This window comes from Hymenobacter tenuis, from assembly GCF_054780495.1.
This window is the reverse complement of the sequence record NZ_BAAGWF010000004.1, coordinates 1,049,934-1,066,129: the sequence shown is the minus strand read 5'-3', so window position 1 is coordinate 1,066,129 and position 16,196 is coordinate 1,049,934. Positions and strand designations below refer to the sequence as shown.

Sequence of the window (16,196 nt, the reverse complement as noted above, 5' to 3'; positions counted from 1 at the left end):
ATATACCAGTTCGGGCCGGCCCACAGATGAAAAGACTTCTCCGTATGTCTGTTAGTGGCTGCGCACCTCAATGCACTAGGCCTGCACAGAGGCCAAACCGGCCCGGGCGCGCCGCTTACTGGTTTAAAAAAGCAGGTCTGGCAAGATGAAAGCGAGTACCAAGCAGGCTGCGAATAACTCTAGTCCGATGGCCAGGTAGCAGCCGATGGTTACCAGCTTCCAGAAGCCCCAGCACCACCCGCTGTCCAGGAGGTTGGTCAGTCGTCGGGTGGTAGTAACCAGCAGCCACGGAGCGATGAGCAGGCTCCCCAGCAACAGGGCTATAAGTACCGGCTTAGCCTGCGGGGTGTTCGGCCAGATTTCCTGCGCCAGCCCTAGGTTCAGCACACTAAAAATTACTAGCCCTCCGGTCCACCACAACCCAATCGGCGCCACCGCCGGCAGCGTGTATACTACAAACTGTACAAGTTGCGTACCCAGTGAGGGGCGTGGAGGTGAAGAAGAAGGAGGTGCGTTCATGAGGGGTTCAGGCAACTACAGGGGCTAGTAAAAACACAGCCGTGGAGCGCACTTGAGAGGAAAAGCCAAGGTGCACGCTCAGCGGATGGCAATGGGCGTGGCCGTGGTGGGCGCCCACAGTAGCATCACGTGCAGCAGCGTCCAGAGCAGCAGGCCCAGCAGCACTGCCGAGCCGGGCAGCACTACCGCTATCAAGCGGCGCCACCGCTCCGTGGTAGAAGGTGCCCGTTCGCGCCAGGTAAGGAGTACGGCCAGAGCGGCCAGGCACAGCGCACACAGGAGCAGACCGCCCAGAGTCAAACCCAATTGAGACAAGGTCATGGTGAGGTAAGCTGAAGGGAAAGGGTGAAAGAGATAAGGAAGCGGTTTGCCTTGCGGGCAGGCCTAGTGCTAGCGGGCCGTCAGCTGCGCATAGGCTTCTGACTCAGCGTACGTCCAGCTTTGCCAGCTGTGGTAGCGCGGGTAGGTACGCTTCCAGGCCGCCACGCGCGCCTGAATGGCCGCTTGCGCTTCGTTGGCTGCGGCCTTGGTAGTGGTATAGCTACCGGGCGAACTGATGGTGATATTATCCATACCTCCCAATATGCTTTGGCGAGCGGCCAGTTCAGGCAGTGCCCGCTCGGGCATTTCCAGCAGAAACCCCAGGTCAATGTGCTGAAAGCGCGGACTCAGGTTGTAGCGCACTATCCAGATTTCCCAGTTGCCGAGGGCCAATCCTAGCAGCAAGGCATAGGCGGCCAGGCTGTTCAAGCGCACCAACGAGAAAGCGGAGCGGCGCTGCCATATTTTCAGCAACACAGTGCCCAGCCCAAACAGCGTGAGCAACAAAAACCCATACACACCAATGCGCTTATAGGCTAGCCCTGTATTCACGATGTAGTAGTAATTGCGCAGCGCCACCGATACTACCAGCACGGCATTTTGCACTACCCACACCGTGGCGCCCCAGCGCAGCCAGCCTAAGCCGGGGCCATAGAAGTTGAGGTTCCGGCGGAAAAACCACAGCACAATGCCCATAGCTACCAGAATGCTCAGAATCAGAACGTACGTACCCTCGTGCACAAACTGCGTCAGATCGAAGCCGGGAGCTGGGGTAAAGCCAAACCAGATCCAGTTGATATCAATCACATTCACGATTGCCAGTAAGGTATTTATCAGGCCGAACACGGCTACTGCCACTAGGTATTCTTTCCGCAGATCAAGCGTGCGAAACGCCTTCGTTTGGAAGCTAGGGTTCCGCACCCCAAAGGAGGCCACCCGGTCGCGCTGGCGCCGTACAAATTCACCTAGGCGCGACTCCTGATCGAGGAAGAAGTGAAAGGGAACCACTACCACTGCTCCCGCCGTGAGCAGCAACCCCAGCAGAAAAAAGAGCACGTGCAACACCGATATGGAGGGCAACAGCAGAGCCAGCCACTCCCCTACCCTGGCGAGTACCGCTGCAGCCAGCGCCGCATAACGTGGGTTGGCAGCCGCAAACAAGCAGTGAAATACCACCAGAATAACCAGCGGCAGCAGCAACAGCCGCCCATAGAAACGAACATGGCTCCAGCCGCCACTCCCGCCTCGTGGGAGCCGCAGGTAGGGCAACAGCCCGGGCCATACCCGCATAGCGCTGCCTAGGGCCGTCAGGAAGGCAAAGGCTAGCTGCTGCAAGTGCGGTTGATTAAGAAACCCCAGCACCAGTACCAGTGAGGCTACGCACGCCAGTTTGGCCACGCCCGAGCCTAGTACTACCACGCCGCCTGCACTCAGCAGCACGCCAAACAGCAGGAAACGAAAGTAACCGGAGCGCCACACCGCCGCGTGCCGGGGCAACTGCACCAGATGGGCCCCTACCACCAGCAAGGTGTACAAGGCCAGATTTAGTCCAACCTCCTGGTTCCAGAACAGCACATCAAAAGCAATGGCGCCCAACGGAATCAGGAGCTTTTGCAGCGCAGAAAGCGGTACAGCACGTAGCGGAGGCTGGGAAGGTGCGGCTAAAGCAGTTGGCACGACGGTTTGAAAGGAGGCCATAATCTAAATTATTAAAGTACTTTGTATTTCAAAGTTAATACCCAAAAAAATTTAACCGTTACCGCGCAGCAGCTTTTCTAAAGCCGTCAGATGGTCTTGAAAAGCCGATTTTCCTTCTTTGGAGGCAGCATACGTGGTGTTTGGCTTCTTGCCCACAAACTGCTTGCTTACCAGCACGTAGCCCGCTTTTTCCAGAGCCGCCACGTGGCTGGCCAGGTTGCCATCAGTGAGGTCTAGCGCTTCTTTCAGCTCGTTAAAGCTGACCATTTCATTGGCCATCAGCACCGCCATGACACCCAGCCGCACTCGGTTGTCGAAAGCCTTGTTAAGTGTATGGATAACGTGTTTCACAGAAGCAGGAAAAGCAACGAAATTCAGCAGCGCCCCAGTGGAGCCAGCTGCCAGGTTGAGACGTTAGGTGCGCTCGTAGCGGCTGTACATGAGCAGGCCATACCCAATATGCCCTAGCCCGAAACCGAGCGCAAAGAACGCCAACCCAAAGCCAGGGAGCAACACAGCCAGCAAACCCAGGGCAATTTCAGTCAGACCCAGCCAGCGAATTTCATCGAAGGTGTACTTACTGGCGTTGAGCAGGGCTAGCCCATAAAACAAGAGCAAACCCGGCACAACCAGCCCCACAGCACCCTGCTGAAACAGCGCCACGCAAAACAAGCCTCCAGCCACCAGCGGAATCAGGAGGCTGATGGCCAAGCGGCGGCCCAGGGCGCTCCATACCGGCTGGCCAGCCCGGCGGGCGCGGCGCACCGTGAAGAAGATAGCCACGGCTAAAGCAGCCCCAATTATGCCCAGCGCCAGCACCAGCAACGCCGGCAGTATCTGCTGCCGCTCTTCGGGAGTGCTATGCAGCAGCTGTAGGTAGCCCGCCGTAGGGTAGCGCTGCTCCAGATACCAATGGCCCACCCCTGCCCCTACCAGCGCTACTACCCCTGCTCCTACGCCCGAGAGGCCACTAAGCGAGATGAAACGGGACGACCGCTCCATAATGGCGCGAATCTCGGTAAGCTGAGCAAGTGGATCGGTAGCGGGCTGCGTCATAATTGAAAAGCACTTTGTATTGCAAAGCAAGAAAAGAATTGAGCTATTTCCTAGCTTGAACTTGGTAATTTCTTCTGACTTCCTTGCAAAGCCAATTGGCAATGAAGGTTTAGGTAGCGTACCTACCTAGTAAATCAGTGCATACTGGAAAGCACCAATAGCCTGATCCGGCTTGTCTCGACTATCCTAGGTAAAGTCTTGCTGAAAACCACTTTGCTTTGCTCAGGTACCTAGTAGCGCAGGCCAGCAAAACTTGCTGCTGTCAAATCCAGCTGTTATACAAAGCTGAAGCATCTCGCTGAAGTCGTTGGCTTGCTTTTGCAAGCTCAGCACGTGAGATGCTCCGCCTCTACATGACGGTTTTTCGTTTGTAGGCCCCACACCGTGGCATCAGATGACCGTGCGCTACAAGTGCCTTCTTTCCTTCGTTCAGCCAAAACACGCCCTTTCGCGTAGCTTACGGCCATGAAGCTGCGTCTCCAGTTATTTGAGTTTGAAGATTTGCCTTGGTTTCCGGCGGTTATCCGGGCCGGCATGATGGATTATCTGCGGTTCATGATTTCCACTTTGGGTACCTACCAGCCCATTGTACCTCTGCTTCAGCAGGCGCTACGCAGTACCAACCAAACCCACATGCTGGAATTAGGGGCCGGGGCCGGGGGCGGCACGGCTGGCGTCTTGCGCCGGCTGCAGACCACTGGCCTTCCGGAGGCCCGCGTGACACTCACGGATTTGTACCCCCAACCGGCCGCTTGGCAGCAGTTGCAAGAGCACACTCCGGGCCTTTCGTTTGAGCGGAGTGCCGTTGATGCCACCGCCGTAGCACCTTCTCTCACTGGGTTTCGCACTATTTTCTCGGCGTTTCACCATTTCTCGCCGCCCGCTGCAGAAGCTATTCTGGCCGATGCGGTACGGCAGCAGGCCGGCATTGGCGTATTTGAGGGCGCAGGCAAACATTGGGGCGAAATTCTGCTGGCCTGCACCGTACTGCCCATCGCGCAGCTGCTCATCACCCCCTTTATCCGGCCTTTCCGGCTTAGCCGGCTCTTTTTCACCTATCTGGTCCCACTGATTCCCTTATTCACTATCTGGGACGGGTGCGTTTCCATCTTGCGCATGTATCCGCCCGAGCAGTTGCTTGCCCTAGCCCAACGTGCCGACCCAACCGGTAGCTTTGTGTGGCAGGCAGGGGTAGTGCGCCACTGGTGGGGACCCAAGGTAACCTACCTGATAGGCATACCCGCCAAAACTACTGGCTAAGCTGTAGCTTGCACACCTCGCCGGCGGCTTAGGGCCGCGTGGCGCCTGCCTCTGCCGAAGCTGCCGCTCCTTTCTATGTCTTTTGCTGCCTACCGCCGCGCGCTGCCCTTACTGCGCATTCCTTTTTCGGTGTATCTGATGCCGGTTTTCTGGTTTGGGTTAAGCGCCTTGCGGCAGCCCTTTAGCCCCATTCGGGCGGCGGGTGTATTTGTGGTGCTGCACCTGCTGGCATATCCGGCCTCCAATGGCTACAACAGCTACTACGACCGCGACGAAGGCAGCATCGGCGGATTGCGACGCCCACCCAAAGTCTCGCGCGAGTTGCTGCACCTCGTCTGGCTTTTCGATGTGCTGGCCGTGCTAGGAGCCCTGCTGCTGAGCCCGCTGTTTGCGGGATTGGTGGCCGTTTACTTGCTGGTTTCGAAGGCGTACAGCTATGAAGGAATCCGGCTGAAAAAGTATCCGCTGCTCAGCACCGCAGTAGTGGTGGTATTCCAGGGGGCGTATACGTTCCTGATGACGCAAATCGGCGTTGGAGCCAGCCTTATTACCCTCTCCGCACCCGACAACCTGCTGCTGGCCTTGGTTAGCACGTTGTTTCTGTGCGGCTCTTACCCGCTTACCCAGGTATATCAGCACGCGGAAGATGCCCAGCGCGGCGACCGTACGTTGAGCTTACGTCTGGGCATTCGGGGCACGTTTGTGTTTGCTGGCGTAGCGCTGGCTGGGGGTGCAGCCTTGCTAGCCGCAACCTACCTCGCCCGCCACGAGCCGCAGCATCTCCTGATTTTTCTGGTTGCTACCGGCCCCGTAGTGCTGCTGTTTGGGCGGTGGGCTCATGCCGTTTGGCAGCAGGAAGCCGCCGCTGATTTCGACCACACCATGCGCATGAACCAGGTGTCGTCGTTGTGTATGAGCGCGGCCTTTATCCTGATGCTGTTCTGGTAGGTTTAAGGCCGGCCAGGGGGTAGTAAATCCGTCTTTATCAGGCACCTTTTCATGTGTCGATAAGCACACCCCAACTGCCATAACCTAGTATGGTCGGGCTTGCGTACAACGTACTAGCCTCTCGCTTTTCCCAAACTCCCATGCGCCCGTATCCGCTGTTGCTTTTACTTTCGCTGGCCGTTGCCTGCTCCTCGCCTGCTACTGAGCAAGATTCTGCCGCGGCTTCGGAGGCAGCCAGCGGCGCAGATGCTGCTCTTGAGCCAGTAGAGCCCATGGACACAGCGCGCCCCGCCGCCATACCAGTGCAAGCCGATACGCTGCTCACGGCCCGCAGCCAGCACAAGTTTTCATCGGCAGCTACCCCCGATGCATTTTCGCTGGTGTTGCGCGGGCCGGCGGTGCTTACCAGCGAAGCTACGTTCACCGTCACTACTTCTTCTGGCCAGGTAATTTTCCGCGAGGTACTGCCCGCTACTGATTTGGAGGCGGCCATGGTATATGAAATGAAAGGACCCACTGCCACCCAGGCCGAGCGTGAAGCCTACGTCAGGCGCCGGGTGCGGGAGTTTTTTGCCGACAAAAACTTCCAGCGCCCAGCGGTGGCCGCCACAGCCACATATCCGGCCGATACGGAAGCACCAGCCAGCTCCGACCGCGCCGCCTGGGACGATTTGCGGCGCCGCCCAGATGCCATCAGCTTTCAGTATCTAGTGGGCAAGGAAGACCGCCACACCATTGCCTGGTCGCCGCTGCGCAAGCAGGTTGTGCGCCTTCCCTAGGTCACAAAAAAGCCGAAGCGCTACTGCTTCGGCTTTTTTTATGCGGGTCATCGTTCTGCTTACTCCGTATCGAACTCGATACCGGCCTGGCGCAGAGCTTCCGCTAAATCGGCGGCAAACGTATCGTAGGGTACATAGCCGCGTGCCAGCACATAGCCCTGGCTGCCTACGCGCAAAATTGTCGTCGGGAAGCCTTGCACGCCTATTTTGCCCACGGCGGCAAATTCCAGCAGCGTCCCCCGAATCACCTCGGGCTTAGTTAGTGCCTGCCGGAATTCAGCGGGGTCAATGCCGTACTTGGCCACCAGAGGCTCATAGGTGGCCAGGTCGTTCAGGTCGGCGCCGTCGCGGAAATAGGCCTGCTGCACTTCATGGGCAAATTGTGCGGCCTGCGGTTGGCGCAACTGCCGAAACGCATGGATGGCCCGGCACGGGGGCTCGGAGTTCAGCATGTAGCTGCCCTCTTCTCCCTTAGCTCGGAACGCCGCTCCAACCGGCACCCCAGTTACGCGCTCCATCTGCTGCAGGGCTCCTGATAAAGTCGGCCACTCTTCGCCGATAGGGCCAACCTGCTCGCCTGTTATCATCCCGCCGCACAGTACCGATACGTCTACTAGCCCAGTAAATTCCTGCTGCGCGCGCCGGATAACGCTGCTCATACCGTAGCACCAGCCACAGAGCGGATCAGAAATGTAAAGAAGTTCGGGGAGGTCGGGTTGCTGTTCCATAAAACAAAGAACACATAGACCGAAGCCTAACTCCAAGTTTATCCGATAATCTGTTGTGAGGTTGTACTTAATAATGCGCCATATAACAGCGCTAATATCAACTTTTCTTTTATATATAAATTATCATATACATATTTAGAAAAGACAATTTTTTATTGTTTATTTAATGATAGTAGTCTGAATAGCTGTTTGAAAACCAAACTAATTCTCTACGACCATGAGCCAGCAGAAATACTCATTAGGCACACTCACCAAGGGAGCCGCTTTTACTGCAGCGCTCCTGCTAGGAGGAATATCGGCTTCACTAGGAGCGACATTGCGTTGGATTGGCACTTCCGGTATAGCTACTGATTTTAACAACGCTAGCAGCTGGGAAACAGTGAACCCTACTACCTATGTAAGGACTGGAGCAGGAACTGCCCCCACCAGCGCCGACATTTTAGTTTTCGACGGAAGCACTAGAGCTAATCCCGTTGTGCAGAAAGAAATTGGCAGCATAACAGTGGGTCAAATCATTCTAATCAACAATGTGAGTGTTGATTTGCTTGGGCCCTCTACTAGTAATGGAGCAGGTACTATACTAGTAAACAACCTGACTGGAAACGATTTGCTAGTACCATCAGGATCAAGCTTAACCTTACGGTCTACTGCCTCTACCACCAACCGTTACATCGTTATCTCGCTTACATCTGGCGCTACGGGCGTAATAAATGGAGTGGTGAACCTAAACGGTAATACCAATGGTCAGCCGTTGCCGCAACGCCTGACGGCAGTGAGTGCCAATGCTATTCAGGTGCAAACTGGCGGTTCTATCATTGCGCGCAGTATTTACGGTCACCCTTTCGGAACTAGCGGAGCTATACCCAGTGGTAATGCTAATACTAATGATGATATAGTTGGGGGCTCAGGTTCTGTCGTGTTTAATTCCGGTGCCACCTTTCAACAACTTTCCGGAACTGATCCATTCACACCATTCAGCAGTGGCGCTAGCCCAGTTGCAGTATTCAATGCTGGCAGTACCTATATTTATTCCGGTGGCACCCTTTCCCCGGTGGGCCAGCAGTATGGCAACCTAGAGCTGCGCACGGCCGCTACCGTGGCTGGCACCCGTAACCTGATTATTCTCAATAACCTTACCGTATCGGGCGCTACGGTCAACCTCAACGTGATTGGGGGCACACCGCCGGTTACCACGGCTACACCCCAAATAGCCGGTACCACAATCGGGGGGGATATTATCATCAATGCCAATGGTGCTACCGCCGGCAGCCTCATATTTAATCCCGGCTCTGCTAGTAATGTAACACTGAACGGAGCAGTTGCACAGTCAGTGGGTGGAATTGGCAGCGGCACGGGCTCCGGCACCTTAACTTTTGGCAGCCTGGCCCGCCTAGTGGTGAACAACACCTCCACGGGTGGCGTAACGATGCTTAAGCCCGTGACAGTGGCCGGGCTTACCTTAACCAATGGCCTTCTTACTACCCTACCAACCGGCGGAGTCAGCAACGTAATTACCGTGCCTTTCGCGGTTAACTCCAGCTCCGATGCCCTGGTTACCGGGGGCAGCCCAACCAGTTTCGTGAATGGCCCGCTTACCCGCGTTATTACGGGCACCGAAACCGGCCAACCGACTATAGTGTACCCCATTGGGGCCATTCGGGGTACTACGCCGGTGTACCGGCCCTTAACGTTCAACCCTAACCAGCCATCGGCCAGCTCCTATACGGCGCAGCAGTTTGAGGGCTCGCCGCCCGCCCGCAGCTTCCCGCCCTCCGATCCGGCCAGCATTAAGCGCGTATCCCGCATCCGCTACTTTACCCTGACTGCGCCAGGAGCGACTTTTAACAATGGCAGAATTACGCTTTCCTTCGGGACAGATGATCAGGTTGATAATGCTGGTTTCCTGCGTATTGCCCAGAGCGTAGGCTCCAATTGGGTGAGCGTGGGCGGCAATACCAGCTTTACGGCTATTACTCCTCCTTATTACGCCGGCGCCATCACTTCCGGTATTCCGTTCAGCACCCTGGGCGATTTTGTACTATCAAGCACGCAGATAAGTCAGGCTCCTGGCAATAATCCTCTGCCCGTTGAGCTGACCAGTTTTTCCGCTTCCCGCCAGCCACAAGGCATCTTGCTGAAATGGATAACCGCTGCTGAAAAAGGAAATGCTTTCTTCGAGGTGCAGCGCAGCCCCGATAGAGAAGCCTTTACTGCGCAGGGTCGCGTAAACGGCAATGGCACTACCGCCACGGGCGCGGCGTACTCCTTCCTTGACCGCACTCCCCTCTCTGGTACTAGTTACTACCGCCTGCGCAAAGTAGACGTGGATGGCACCGAAGTATATTCTCAAGTAGTGGCCGTAAGCGGCAGCCACGAGCTGGAAGCTTCTTTCTACCCAAACCCCAGCAACACCACCGTTACCTTGCCTGCTACTGGTAGCCTAGTGAAATATCGGATCTTCTCCTCCACGGGCCAGAATATGGTTACCGGCGAAGCTCTTGGAGGCTCGGAAATTGACATCCGGAAAGTGCCGGCCGGTCTGTATTTCGTGGAGCTCACCAGCGGAGATAAGCACCGGGTGCAACGCTTTATGCGGCAGTAAGCGGCCGTTAGTTTACTAGGTCCAATACCAGCTTAAAGGCCCGTTCTGCAATTGCAGAACGGGCCTTTAAGCTGGTATTGGACCTAGTGTGTTTCTGACTAGTTAGCCATTCATGGCCATCAGGAACTCTTCGTTGTCGCGGGTGCCTTTCATGCGGTCCTTCAGGAACTCCATTGCCTCAGAGGCCGTCATATCCGACATGAACTTGCGCAGCACCCAGATGCGGTTGAGCTCGTCCTTGCTCATGAGCAAGTCCTCGCGGCGGGTGCCGGAAGCCGGTACGTCGATGGCGGGGAAGATCCGCTTGTTGGCCAGTTTGCGGTCCAGCTGCAATTCCATGTTGCCGGTACCTTTGAATTCCTCGAAGATAACCTCGTCCATTTTGGAGCCAGTTTCAATCAGGGCTGTAGCAATGATGGTCAGCGAGCCGCCATCCTCTACGTTTCGAGCGGCACCAAAGAAGCGCTTGGGCTTGTGCAGGGCATTAGCATCCACACCACCCGACAGAATTTTGCCGGAAGCTGGCTGCACCGTGTTATAGGCGCGGGCTAGGCGGGTGATGGAGTCAAGCAGAATCACCACGTCATGGCCACATTCCACCAAGCGCTTGGCTTTCTCCATGGCAATGGTGGCAATCTTCACATGACGGTCGGCCGTTTCATCGAAGGTAGAGCTAAGCACTTCAGCTTTCACCGAGCGGGCCATGTCCGTCACTTCTTCCGGGCGTTCGTCAATCAGCAGAATCATCAGGTACACCTCGGGGTGGTTTTCGCTGATAGCGTTGGCAATTTCCTGCAGCAGCACCGTTTTACCGGTTTTGGGCTGGGCCACAATCAGACCGCGCTGGCCTTTACCGATAGGAGCAAACAAGTCCAGAATGCGGGTGCTGTACTGCCCCGATTTGGTGGTCAGCTTCAGACGCTCCTCGGCAAACAGCGGCGTGAGGTTGTTGAACGGAATCCGGTCGCGGGCTTCTTCCACGCTGCGGCCGTTAATGCCTTCCACGCTTACCAAGGCAAAATACTTCTCGCCGTCGCGGGGCGGACGAATGGTGCATTTTACCGTGTCGCCGGCCTTCAGAGTGAACTGCTTTACCTGCTGCGGCGACACATAAATATCATCGGGCGAGGCTAAGTAGTTGTAGAAGGGGCTGCGTAGGAAACCATAGCCACCATCGGGCATCATTTCTAGGGTACCGTCGCCGGGAATCGTAATATCGAACTCCTGACGGGCGGGGCGCTGGTCGGGCTGGCGCTCTGGGCGCTCGGCACGCTCAGGGCGGGGCTGTTCTACGCCACCGTTCAGCTGACGCTGTTCCATCCGTTGCTGACGCTGCAACTCGCGAGCGGCGTATCGCTCTTCGCGGCGCTGCTCCCGTTGCTCGCGGCCATCTGGCCGACCGCCTTCCCGCAGGGCGCGGGGCTGCTGGTCCATCCGGCCCTCACGGCCGCCACCTTCAGTGCGGAAATCGGCGCGAGGTGCATCATTGCGCGACTCCCGGGGCTGGTCATTGGCGCGGCCATTACCTTCTGCCCGGCCTTCACGGCCACCTTCGCCCCGGAACTCGGACCGAGGCGCGTCGTTGCGGTATTCGCGGCCTTCGCGGAAAACCCGGGGCTGCTCAGGGCGGCCTTCGCGGGCCGGAGCCGGACGGGTTTCAGGAGCGGCAGTATAGGTTTCGGCGGAAACGGGGGCTAGCTCCGGTACCGCAGTTGGGGCAGCCTCTGCGGGCGCATCTACTTCGGCTACGGCAACTGCTTCATCCGAAGAAGCCAAGGGAGCCACAATGGGCCGGCCAGCACGGTCGGTGCGGGCGCGGCGCTCAGGGCGCTGGTACAATTTCACGGGGCGCTCCGGGCCGGCTTCGGTATCTGCCTCAGGCGTTGCGTTGGGGGCCGGAGTTTCCGGTACCTCGGCAGCCGGGGCAGCTACACGCGGCGCAGCCTCCGGTTCAACTGCCGGAACCTCAGCCACGGGAGCAGGTGCCTCTGCCACCGCTACGTCAGCTACAGACGCCTCGGCGGTAGCGCGGGCCGGGGCTTTGGCGCGGGTTGCGGCAGGGCGCGGCGCGCGGGGTGCCCGCGGCGCAGCCGTTTTGGCAGCCGGAGCGGCAGCAGGCTCCGCAACCGGGTCAGCTACAACCTCGGACGCAGCGGCCGCGACCGATTTAACTTTTTGAGGAAGCTTATCTGGGGGCGTTATAGCTTGCTGGTCGAGAATCTTGTAAATCAGATCCTGCTTGCTGAGTTTCTTGAAATTGCCAACTTTCAGGTTTTCAGCAATTTCTTTTAGTTCGGACAACAGTCGGTCCTTTAACTCGTCAATAGTGTACATATAGGAAGCTGAGCGAAAAAATCAGGCGGGGAGGCAAATAGCCAAAATGGGCAGCACAGGGCATTCTGGGCACAGGGAGCAACCGCAGTGCGGTGCCAGACGCAAAGAAAAGCGGTGATAAAAAATCCTTGGGTGGGGGCCGGGCGGCAGTAGAGAAAACTTCAGGCCAGACGCGGGAAAAAGCCCCAACAGGTCCGGCAGCCAACTCCGGCTTATACGTGCAATGTTAGCGCAATACACCGGAACTGCCAAATCCTGTTACAGATTTTGCAGATTGGATTGAGTACGGAAGTTACGGCAAGAAGGATACAGGTAGCCAGCCGCTTATACCGCAACCTTCTCGGCCCCATTATCATTCCCAACCCCACTTATTTGTCAATTAAGGCCTAGGCCGAAAAGTAGCCTTAATCGAAGACAGCTTGATTTTTTTGAGCCGGTCCGTATCAATACAGATAAGCCGTTTACTTTTGTCTGATTCCATTTCGCGTTTTCTGCCGTTATGCTGCAAGTTTCTGTCCTGAGAGAGCACACCGATGCCGTGCTGGCCGGTTTGGCCAAAAAACACTATAAAACTGCCGAAGCCGATGTGCAGTCTATTCTAACCCTTGACCAGCGCCGCAAGGAACTGCAAACAGCTCATGACTCGGCCCAGGCCGAAGCCAACGAGCTGGCCCGGCAGATTGGCGGGCTGATGAAATCGGGCGATAAAGCCGGGGCCGAAACCCTGAAAGCCCGCACTGCCGAGCTCAAGCAGCAAACCAAAGCCCACGCCGACGAGCTCAGCCAAGTGGAAATTGCGCTACAGGAACAGCTTTACAAACTACCTAACTTACCCCACGCCAGTGTACCCACTGGCCGCTCCGCCGAAGACAACGAGGTAGTACGCGAAGTGGGCCAGCAGCCTACGCTGCCGGCTGGTGCTCAGCCCCATTGGGAGCTGATTAAGAAGTACGATATCATTGACTTCGACCTCGGCGTAAAAATCACTGGCGCTGGTTTTCCTGTCTATAAAAAGCAAGGCGCCCGTCTGCAGCGCGCCCTCATCAACTTCTTCCTGGATGAGGCCCGCGACGCTGGCTACACTGAAATTCAGCCGCCGATTCTGGTAAACGAAGCCTCCGGATACGGTACCGGCCAGCTCCCCGACAAGGAGGGCCAGATGTACCACGACGCCCAGGATAACCTCTACCTCATCCCGACGGCTGAAGTGCCGATTACCAATCTTTATCGCGACGAGATTATAGCCACCGATAAGCTCCCTATCCGGAACGCGGGCTACACGCCGTGCTTCCGCCGCGAGGCGGGCTCGTGGGGTGCCGATGTACGCGGCCTTAACCGCTTGCACCAGTTTGATAAGGTAGAGATTGTGCAGGTAGCCTTGCCCGAGCAGAGCTACGCCATTCTGGAGGAAATGCTGGCCCACATTGAAGGGCTGCTCCAGAAACTGCAGCTTCCGTACCGCGTGCTGCGCCTCTGCGGCGGCGACATGGGCTTCACCTCAGCCCTGACGTACGACCTGGAAGTGTGGAGCGCCGCCCAAGGCCGCTGGCTGGAAGTATCGTCGTGCTCGAACTTTGAAACCTATCAGGCCAACCGCCTGAAGCTGCGCTACCGCGGCGAAAACGGCAAAACCCAGCTCCTGCATACGCTCAACGGCTCGGCGCTGGCTCTGCCTCGTATTGTGGCGGCGTTGCTTGAAAACAACCAGCAGGAAGACGGTATACATCTGCCGGAGGTACTCCACTCCTACTGCGGTTTCAGCAAGATTAGCTAACAAACCAACCCTAGTAAAAGCCCGCCGGACAGATGTCCGGCGGGCTTTTACTTTTCAATAGGCTGAAGGATTTACTACCCTCTCGTTCATGAGTAATCCCTGGCAGGTGCTTAACCGATAATGAGTTCCTCGAAATACTAACAAACATTAGTTTGTACGCGTTATTATCTTTACTTTGGTCCTTGCGTCACCTGTCTTCTCCCACCCATGTTGTTCAATCCTGAAGTTGAGTGTTTGCCGCTCCCGCAGCTCCGGGCGTTGCAAAACGTGCGCCTTAAGGAGCAGGTGCAGTACGTGTACCAGCGCGTACCATTTTACCGGCAGAAACTCGATGAATTGGGCATCAACCCCAATACCTTTAAGGGCTTAGAGGACCTAGGAAAGCTCGGCTTCACTCAGAAAAAAGACCTCCGCGACAATTACCCATTTGGCTTATTTGCCGTGCCTCAGCCAGAGGTGGCGCGCCTACACTGCTCCAGCGGCACCACTGGCAAAGCCACCGTAGTAGGCTACACCGCCGAGGACTTGCAGATTTTTGCCGAGGTAGTGGCTCGCTCTCTGGCCGCTGCCGGCTGCCGACCGGGCATGAAACTCCAGAATGCCTACGGCTATGGCCTGTTTACCGGCGGCCTTGGCATCCACTACGGCGCCGAAAAGCTGGGCCTGACGGTTATTCCCGTTTCGGGGGGTAGTACCGACCGGCAAGTACAGCTGCTGCAAGACTTTCAGCCTGAAATCATCTGTGCTACTCCCTCCTACGCTCAGGTGCTGGCCGAAGAATTAAAGCGGCGCCATGTTCCGCTAGAAACCCTCAACCTGCGCTACGCCGTGTTGGGCGCCGAGCCCTGGAACGAGGCCATTCGCGACCAAGTGCAAGAGGGCCTGCACGTACAAGCCACTAATATTTACGGTCTCAGCGAGATTATGGGGCCGGGCGTTTCGCAGGAAGACGTGGACGAACGGGGCACGGGCAGCTACATCTGGGAAGACCATTTCTACCCCGAAATAGTACATCAGGAAACGGGCGAGCCCGTAGCTGAGGGTGAGTATGGCGTGCTGGTGCTCACTACCCTCACTAAAAAGGCCATGCCCATTCTGCGCTACTGGACCGGCGACATCACCAACCTTTCTTACGAGCACTCCCACAAACGCACCCACGTGAAAATGGGTCCCATCCGTGGCCGCGCCGATGACATGCTTATCATTCGGGGTGTCAACTTCTTTCCAACGCAAGTCGAAGACATTATCAGCAGCCTAGAGCATGTAAGCCCTTACTACCAGGTGGTGGCTTCGCGTCGGGGTAACTTAGATGAGGTGGAGGTAAACGTAGAAATTGCGGAAACCCTCATGCGGGAGTTGGGCCTAGACTCCTTAACCGATGACATTGTGCAGCAACACGACCGCCTGAAGTTGCTGAAAGGAGCATTTGCCAAGAAAATCAAAGACAACATTGGCCTGAGTATGAAGGTAACGCTGCTTGCGCACGGGCAGTTGCCGCGTAGCGAAGGCGGGAAATTGAGCCGCGTCAAAGATTTGCGCAATCTTTAGAAGGCCGTTGGCGTACGGCTACTGACCCTCTACCACCCACCTATGATTACGACTCGCAAAACCAACAAGCGCCAGCTTATTCTGGAAGAAGCCGCGAAGCTGTTCAAGCAAAAAGGCTTCAGTGGCGCCTCCATGCGCGATTTGGCCGGCGAAGTAGGCATTGAGGCCGCTAGCATGTACAACCACATCAAGTCCAAGGACGAGATTCTGGAGCTGATCTGCTTTCGGGTATCGGGCATGTATATTTCTCAACTGGCCGAAATTGAGGCTACCAGCGCATCGTACGTCGAGAAAATCAAGGCCCTGATCAGCCTCCATATCAGGCTAATGATTGAGGATGGCGCCGCCGTATCGGTAGCCAACCACGATTGGAAATACCTGCCCGAACCAGCCCTAACGGAGTTTAAAAACACACGCAAGCAGTATGAGAAAGGCTTTGCGGCCCTCATTGAGCAGGGCATTGCGGCCGGCGAGTTTCAGCCCGTGAACGTGTCGGTGGCCTTGTTTACTATTCTATCGGCCGTGCGCTGGGTAGAGCTGTGGTACCGCCCCGGCCGCGAGCTATCGGCCGAAGAATTGGAAGCCAACATTATTACCATGCTCCTTACCGGGCTGGAGAAAAAGTAACC

At 56.6% G+C, this 16,196-nt stretch carries 14 protein-coding genes; 7 read left to right on the top strand and 7 right to left on the bottom strand.

What is annotated here, in order from left to right; translation table 11 throughout:
* Positions 1 to 123 precede the first annotated feature (123 nt).
* The 5 genes from ACYVGU_RS18140 to ACYVGU_RS18120 form a co-directional block, all read right to left on the bottom strand.
* On the bottom strand, positions 124 to 519 hold the full coding sequence (locus ACYVGU_RS18140) for a hypothetical protein (RefSeq protein ID WP_460614043.1): 396 nt from the start codon (positions 517 to 519) through the stop codon (positions 124 to 126).
* Positions 520 to 597: 78 nt separating this feature from the next.
* A complete protein-coding gene (locus ACYVGU_RS18135) occupies positions 598 to 840 on the bottom strand; it encodes a hypothetical protein (protein ID WP_460623204.1) in 243 nt (80 codons plus the stop codon).
* Positions 841 to 909: 69 nt separating this feature from the next.
* Positions 910 to 2,538 (bottom strand): DUF4153 domain-containing protein, encoded by a 1,629-nt coding sequence (locus ACYVGU_RS18130; protein WP_460623203.1) that lies wholly within the window; start codon positions 2,536 to 2,538, stop codon positions 910 to 912.
* A 51-nt stretch (positions 2,539 to 2,589) separates the two neighbouring features.
* On the bottom strand, positions 2,590 to 2,889 hold the full coding sequence (locus ACYVGU_RS18125) for a winged helix-turn-helix domain-containing protein (RefSeq protein ID WP_460614040.1): 300 nt from the start codon (positions 2,887 to 2,889) through the stop codon (positions 2,590 to 2,592).
* A gap of 63 nt (positions 2,890 to 2,952) precedes the next feature.
* The gene (locus ACYVGU_RS18120; RefSeq protein ID WP_460623202.1) at positions 2,953 to 3,594 is read right to left on the bottom strand and encodes a hypothetical protein; all 642 of its coding nucleotides are present in this window, start codon (positions 3,592 to 3,594) and stop codon (positions 2,953 to 2,955) included.
* Between the two features lie 465 nt (positions 3,595 to 4,059).
* Between ACYVGU_RS18120 and ACYVGU_RS18115 the strand changes: the two genes are divergently transcribed.
* The 3 genes from ACYVGU_RS18115 (at position 4,060) to ACYVGU_RS18105 (ending at position 6,581) form a co-directional block, all read left to right on the top strand.
* A complete protein-coding gene (locus ACYVGU_RS18115) occupies positions 4,060 to 4,854 on the top strand; it encodes a class I SAM-dependent methyltransferase (RefSeq protein ID WP_460623201.1) in 795 nt (264 codons plus the stop codon).
* Positions 4,855 to 4,929: 75 nt separating this feature from the next.
* Positions 4,930 to 5,802, top strand: a complete 873-nt coding sequence (locus ACYVGU_RS18110; RefSeq protein ID WP_460623199.1) for a UbiA family prenyltransferase — start codon at positions 4,930 to 4,932, stop codon at positions 5,800 to 5,802.
* Positions 5,803 to 5,891: 89 nt separating this feature from the next.
* A complete protein-coding gene (locus ACYVGU_RS18105) occupies positions 5,892 to 6,581 on the top strand; it encodes a hypothetical protein (protein ID WP_460623198.1) in 690 nt (229 codons plus the stop codon).
* A gap of 59 nt (positions 6,582 to 6,640) precedes the next feature.
* On the opposite strand, the gene ACYVGU_RS18100 is transcribed toward ACYVGU_RS18105, so the two are convergent.
* The gene (locus ACYVGU_RS18100; RefSeq protein ID WP_460623197.1) at positions 6,641 to 7,309 is read right to left on the bottom strand and encodes a DsbA family protein; all 669 of its coding nucleotides are present in this window, start codon (positions 7,307 to 7,309) and stop codon (positions 6,641 to 6,643) included.
* A gap of 1,051 nt (positions 7,310 to 8,360) precedes the next feature.
* Here ACYVGU_RS18100 and ACYVGU_RS18095 point away from each other — a divergent pair.
* Positions 8,361 to 9,911, top strand: coding sequence for a T9SS type A sorting domain-containing protein (locus tag ACYVGU_RS18095; RefSeq protein ID WP_460623196.1), 1,551 nt, complete (start codon positions 8,361 to 8,363; stop codon positions 9,909 to 9,911).
* 102 nt (positions 9,912 to 10,013) lie between these two features.
* On the opposite strand, the gene rho is transcribed toward ACYVGU_RS18095, so the two are convergent.
* Entirely contained in the window at positions 10,014 to 12,245 is a 2,232-nt protein-coding gene (gene rho, locus ACYVGU_RS18090; protein WP_460623195.1) for a transcription termination factor Rho, read from the bottom strand.
* A 499-nt stretch (positions 12,246 to 12,744) separates the two neighbouring features.
* Between rho and serS the strand changes: the two genes are divergently transcribed.
* From serS to ACYVGU_RS18075, 3 genes are all read left to right on the top strand, one after another.
* Positions 12,745 to 14,019: a serine--tRNA ligase gene (gene serS, locus ACYVGU_RS18085; protein ID WP_460623194.1), complete on the top strand. Its 1,275-nt coding sequence runs from the start codon at positions 12,745 to 12,747 to the stop codon at positions 14,017 to 14,019.
* Between the two features lie 207 nt (positions 14,020 to 14,226).
* Entirely contained in the window at positions 14,227 to 15,567 is a 1,341-nt protein-coding gene (locus ACYVGU_RS18080; protein ID WP_460623193.1) for a phenylacetate--CoA ligase family protein, read from the top strand.
* A gap of 42 nt (positions 15,568 to 15,609) precedes the next feature.
* A complete protein-coding gene (locus tag ACYVGU_RS18075; protein ID WP_460614030.1) occupies positions 15,610 to 16,194 on the top strand; it encodes a TetR/AcrR family transcriptional regulator in 585 nt (194 codons plus the stop codon).
* Positions 16,195 to 16,196 lie beyond the last annotated feature (2 nt).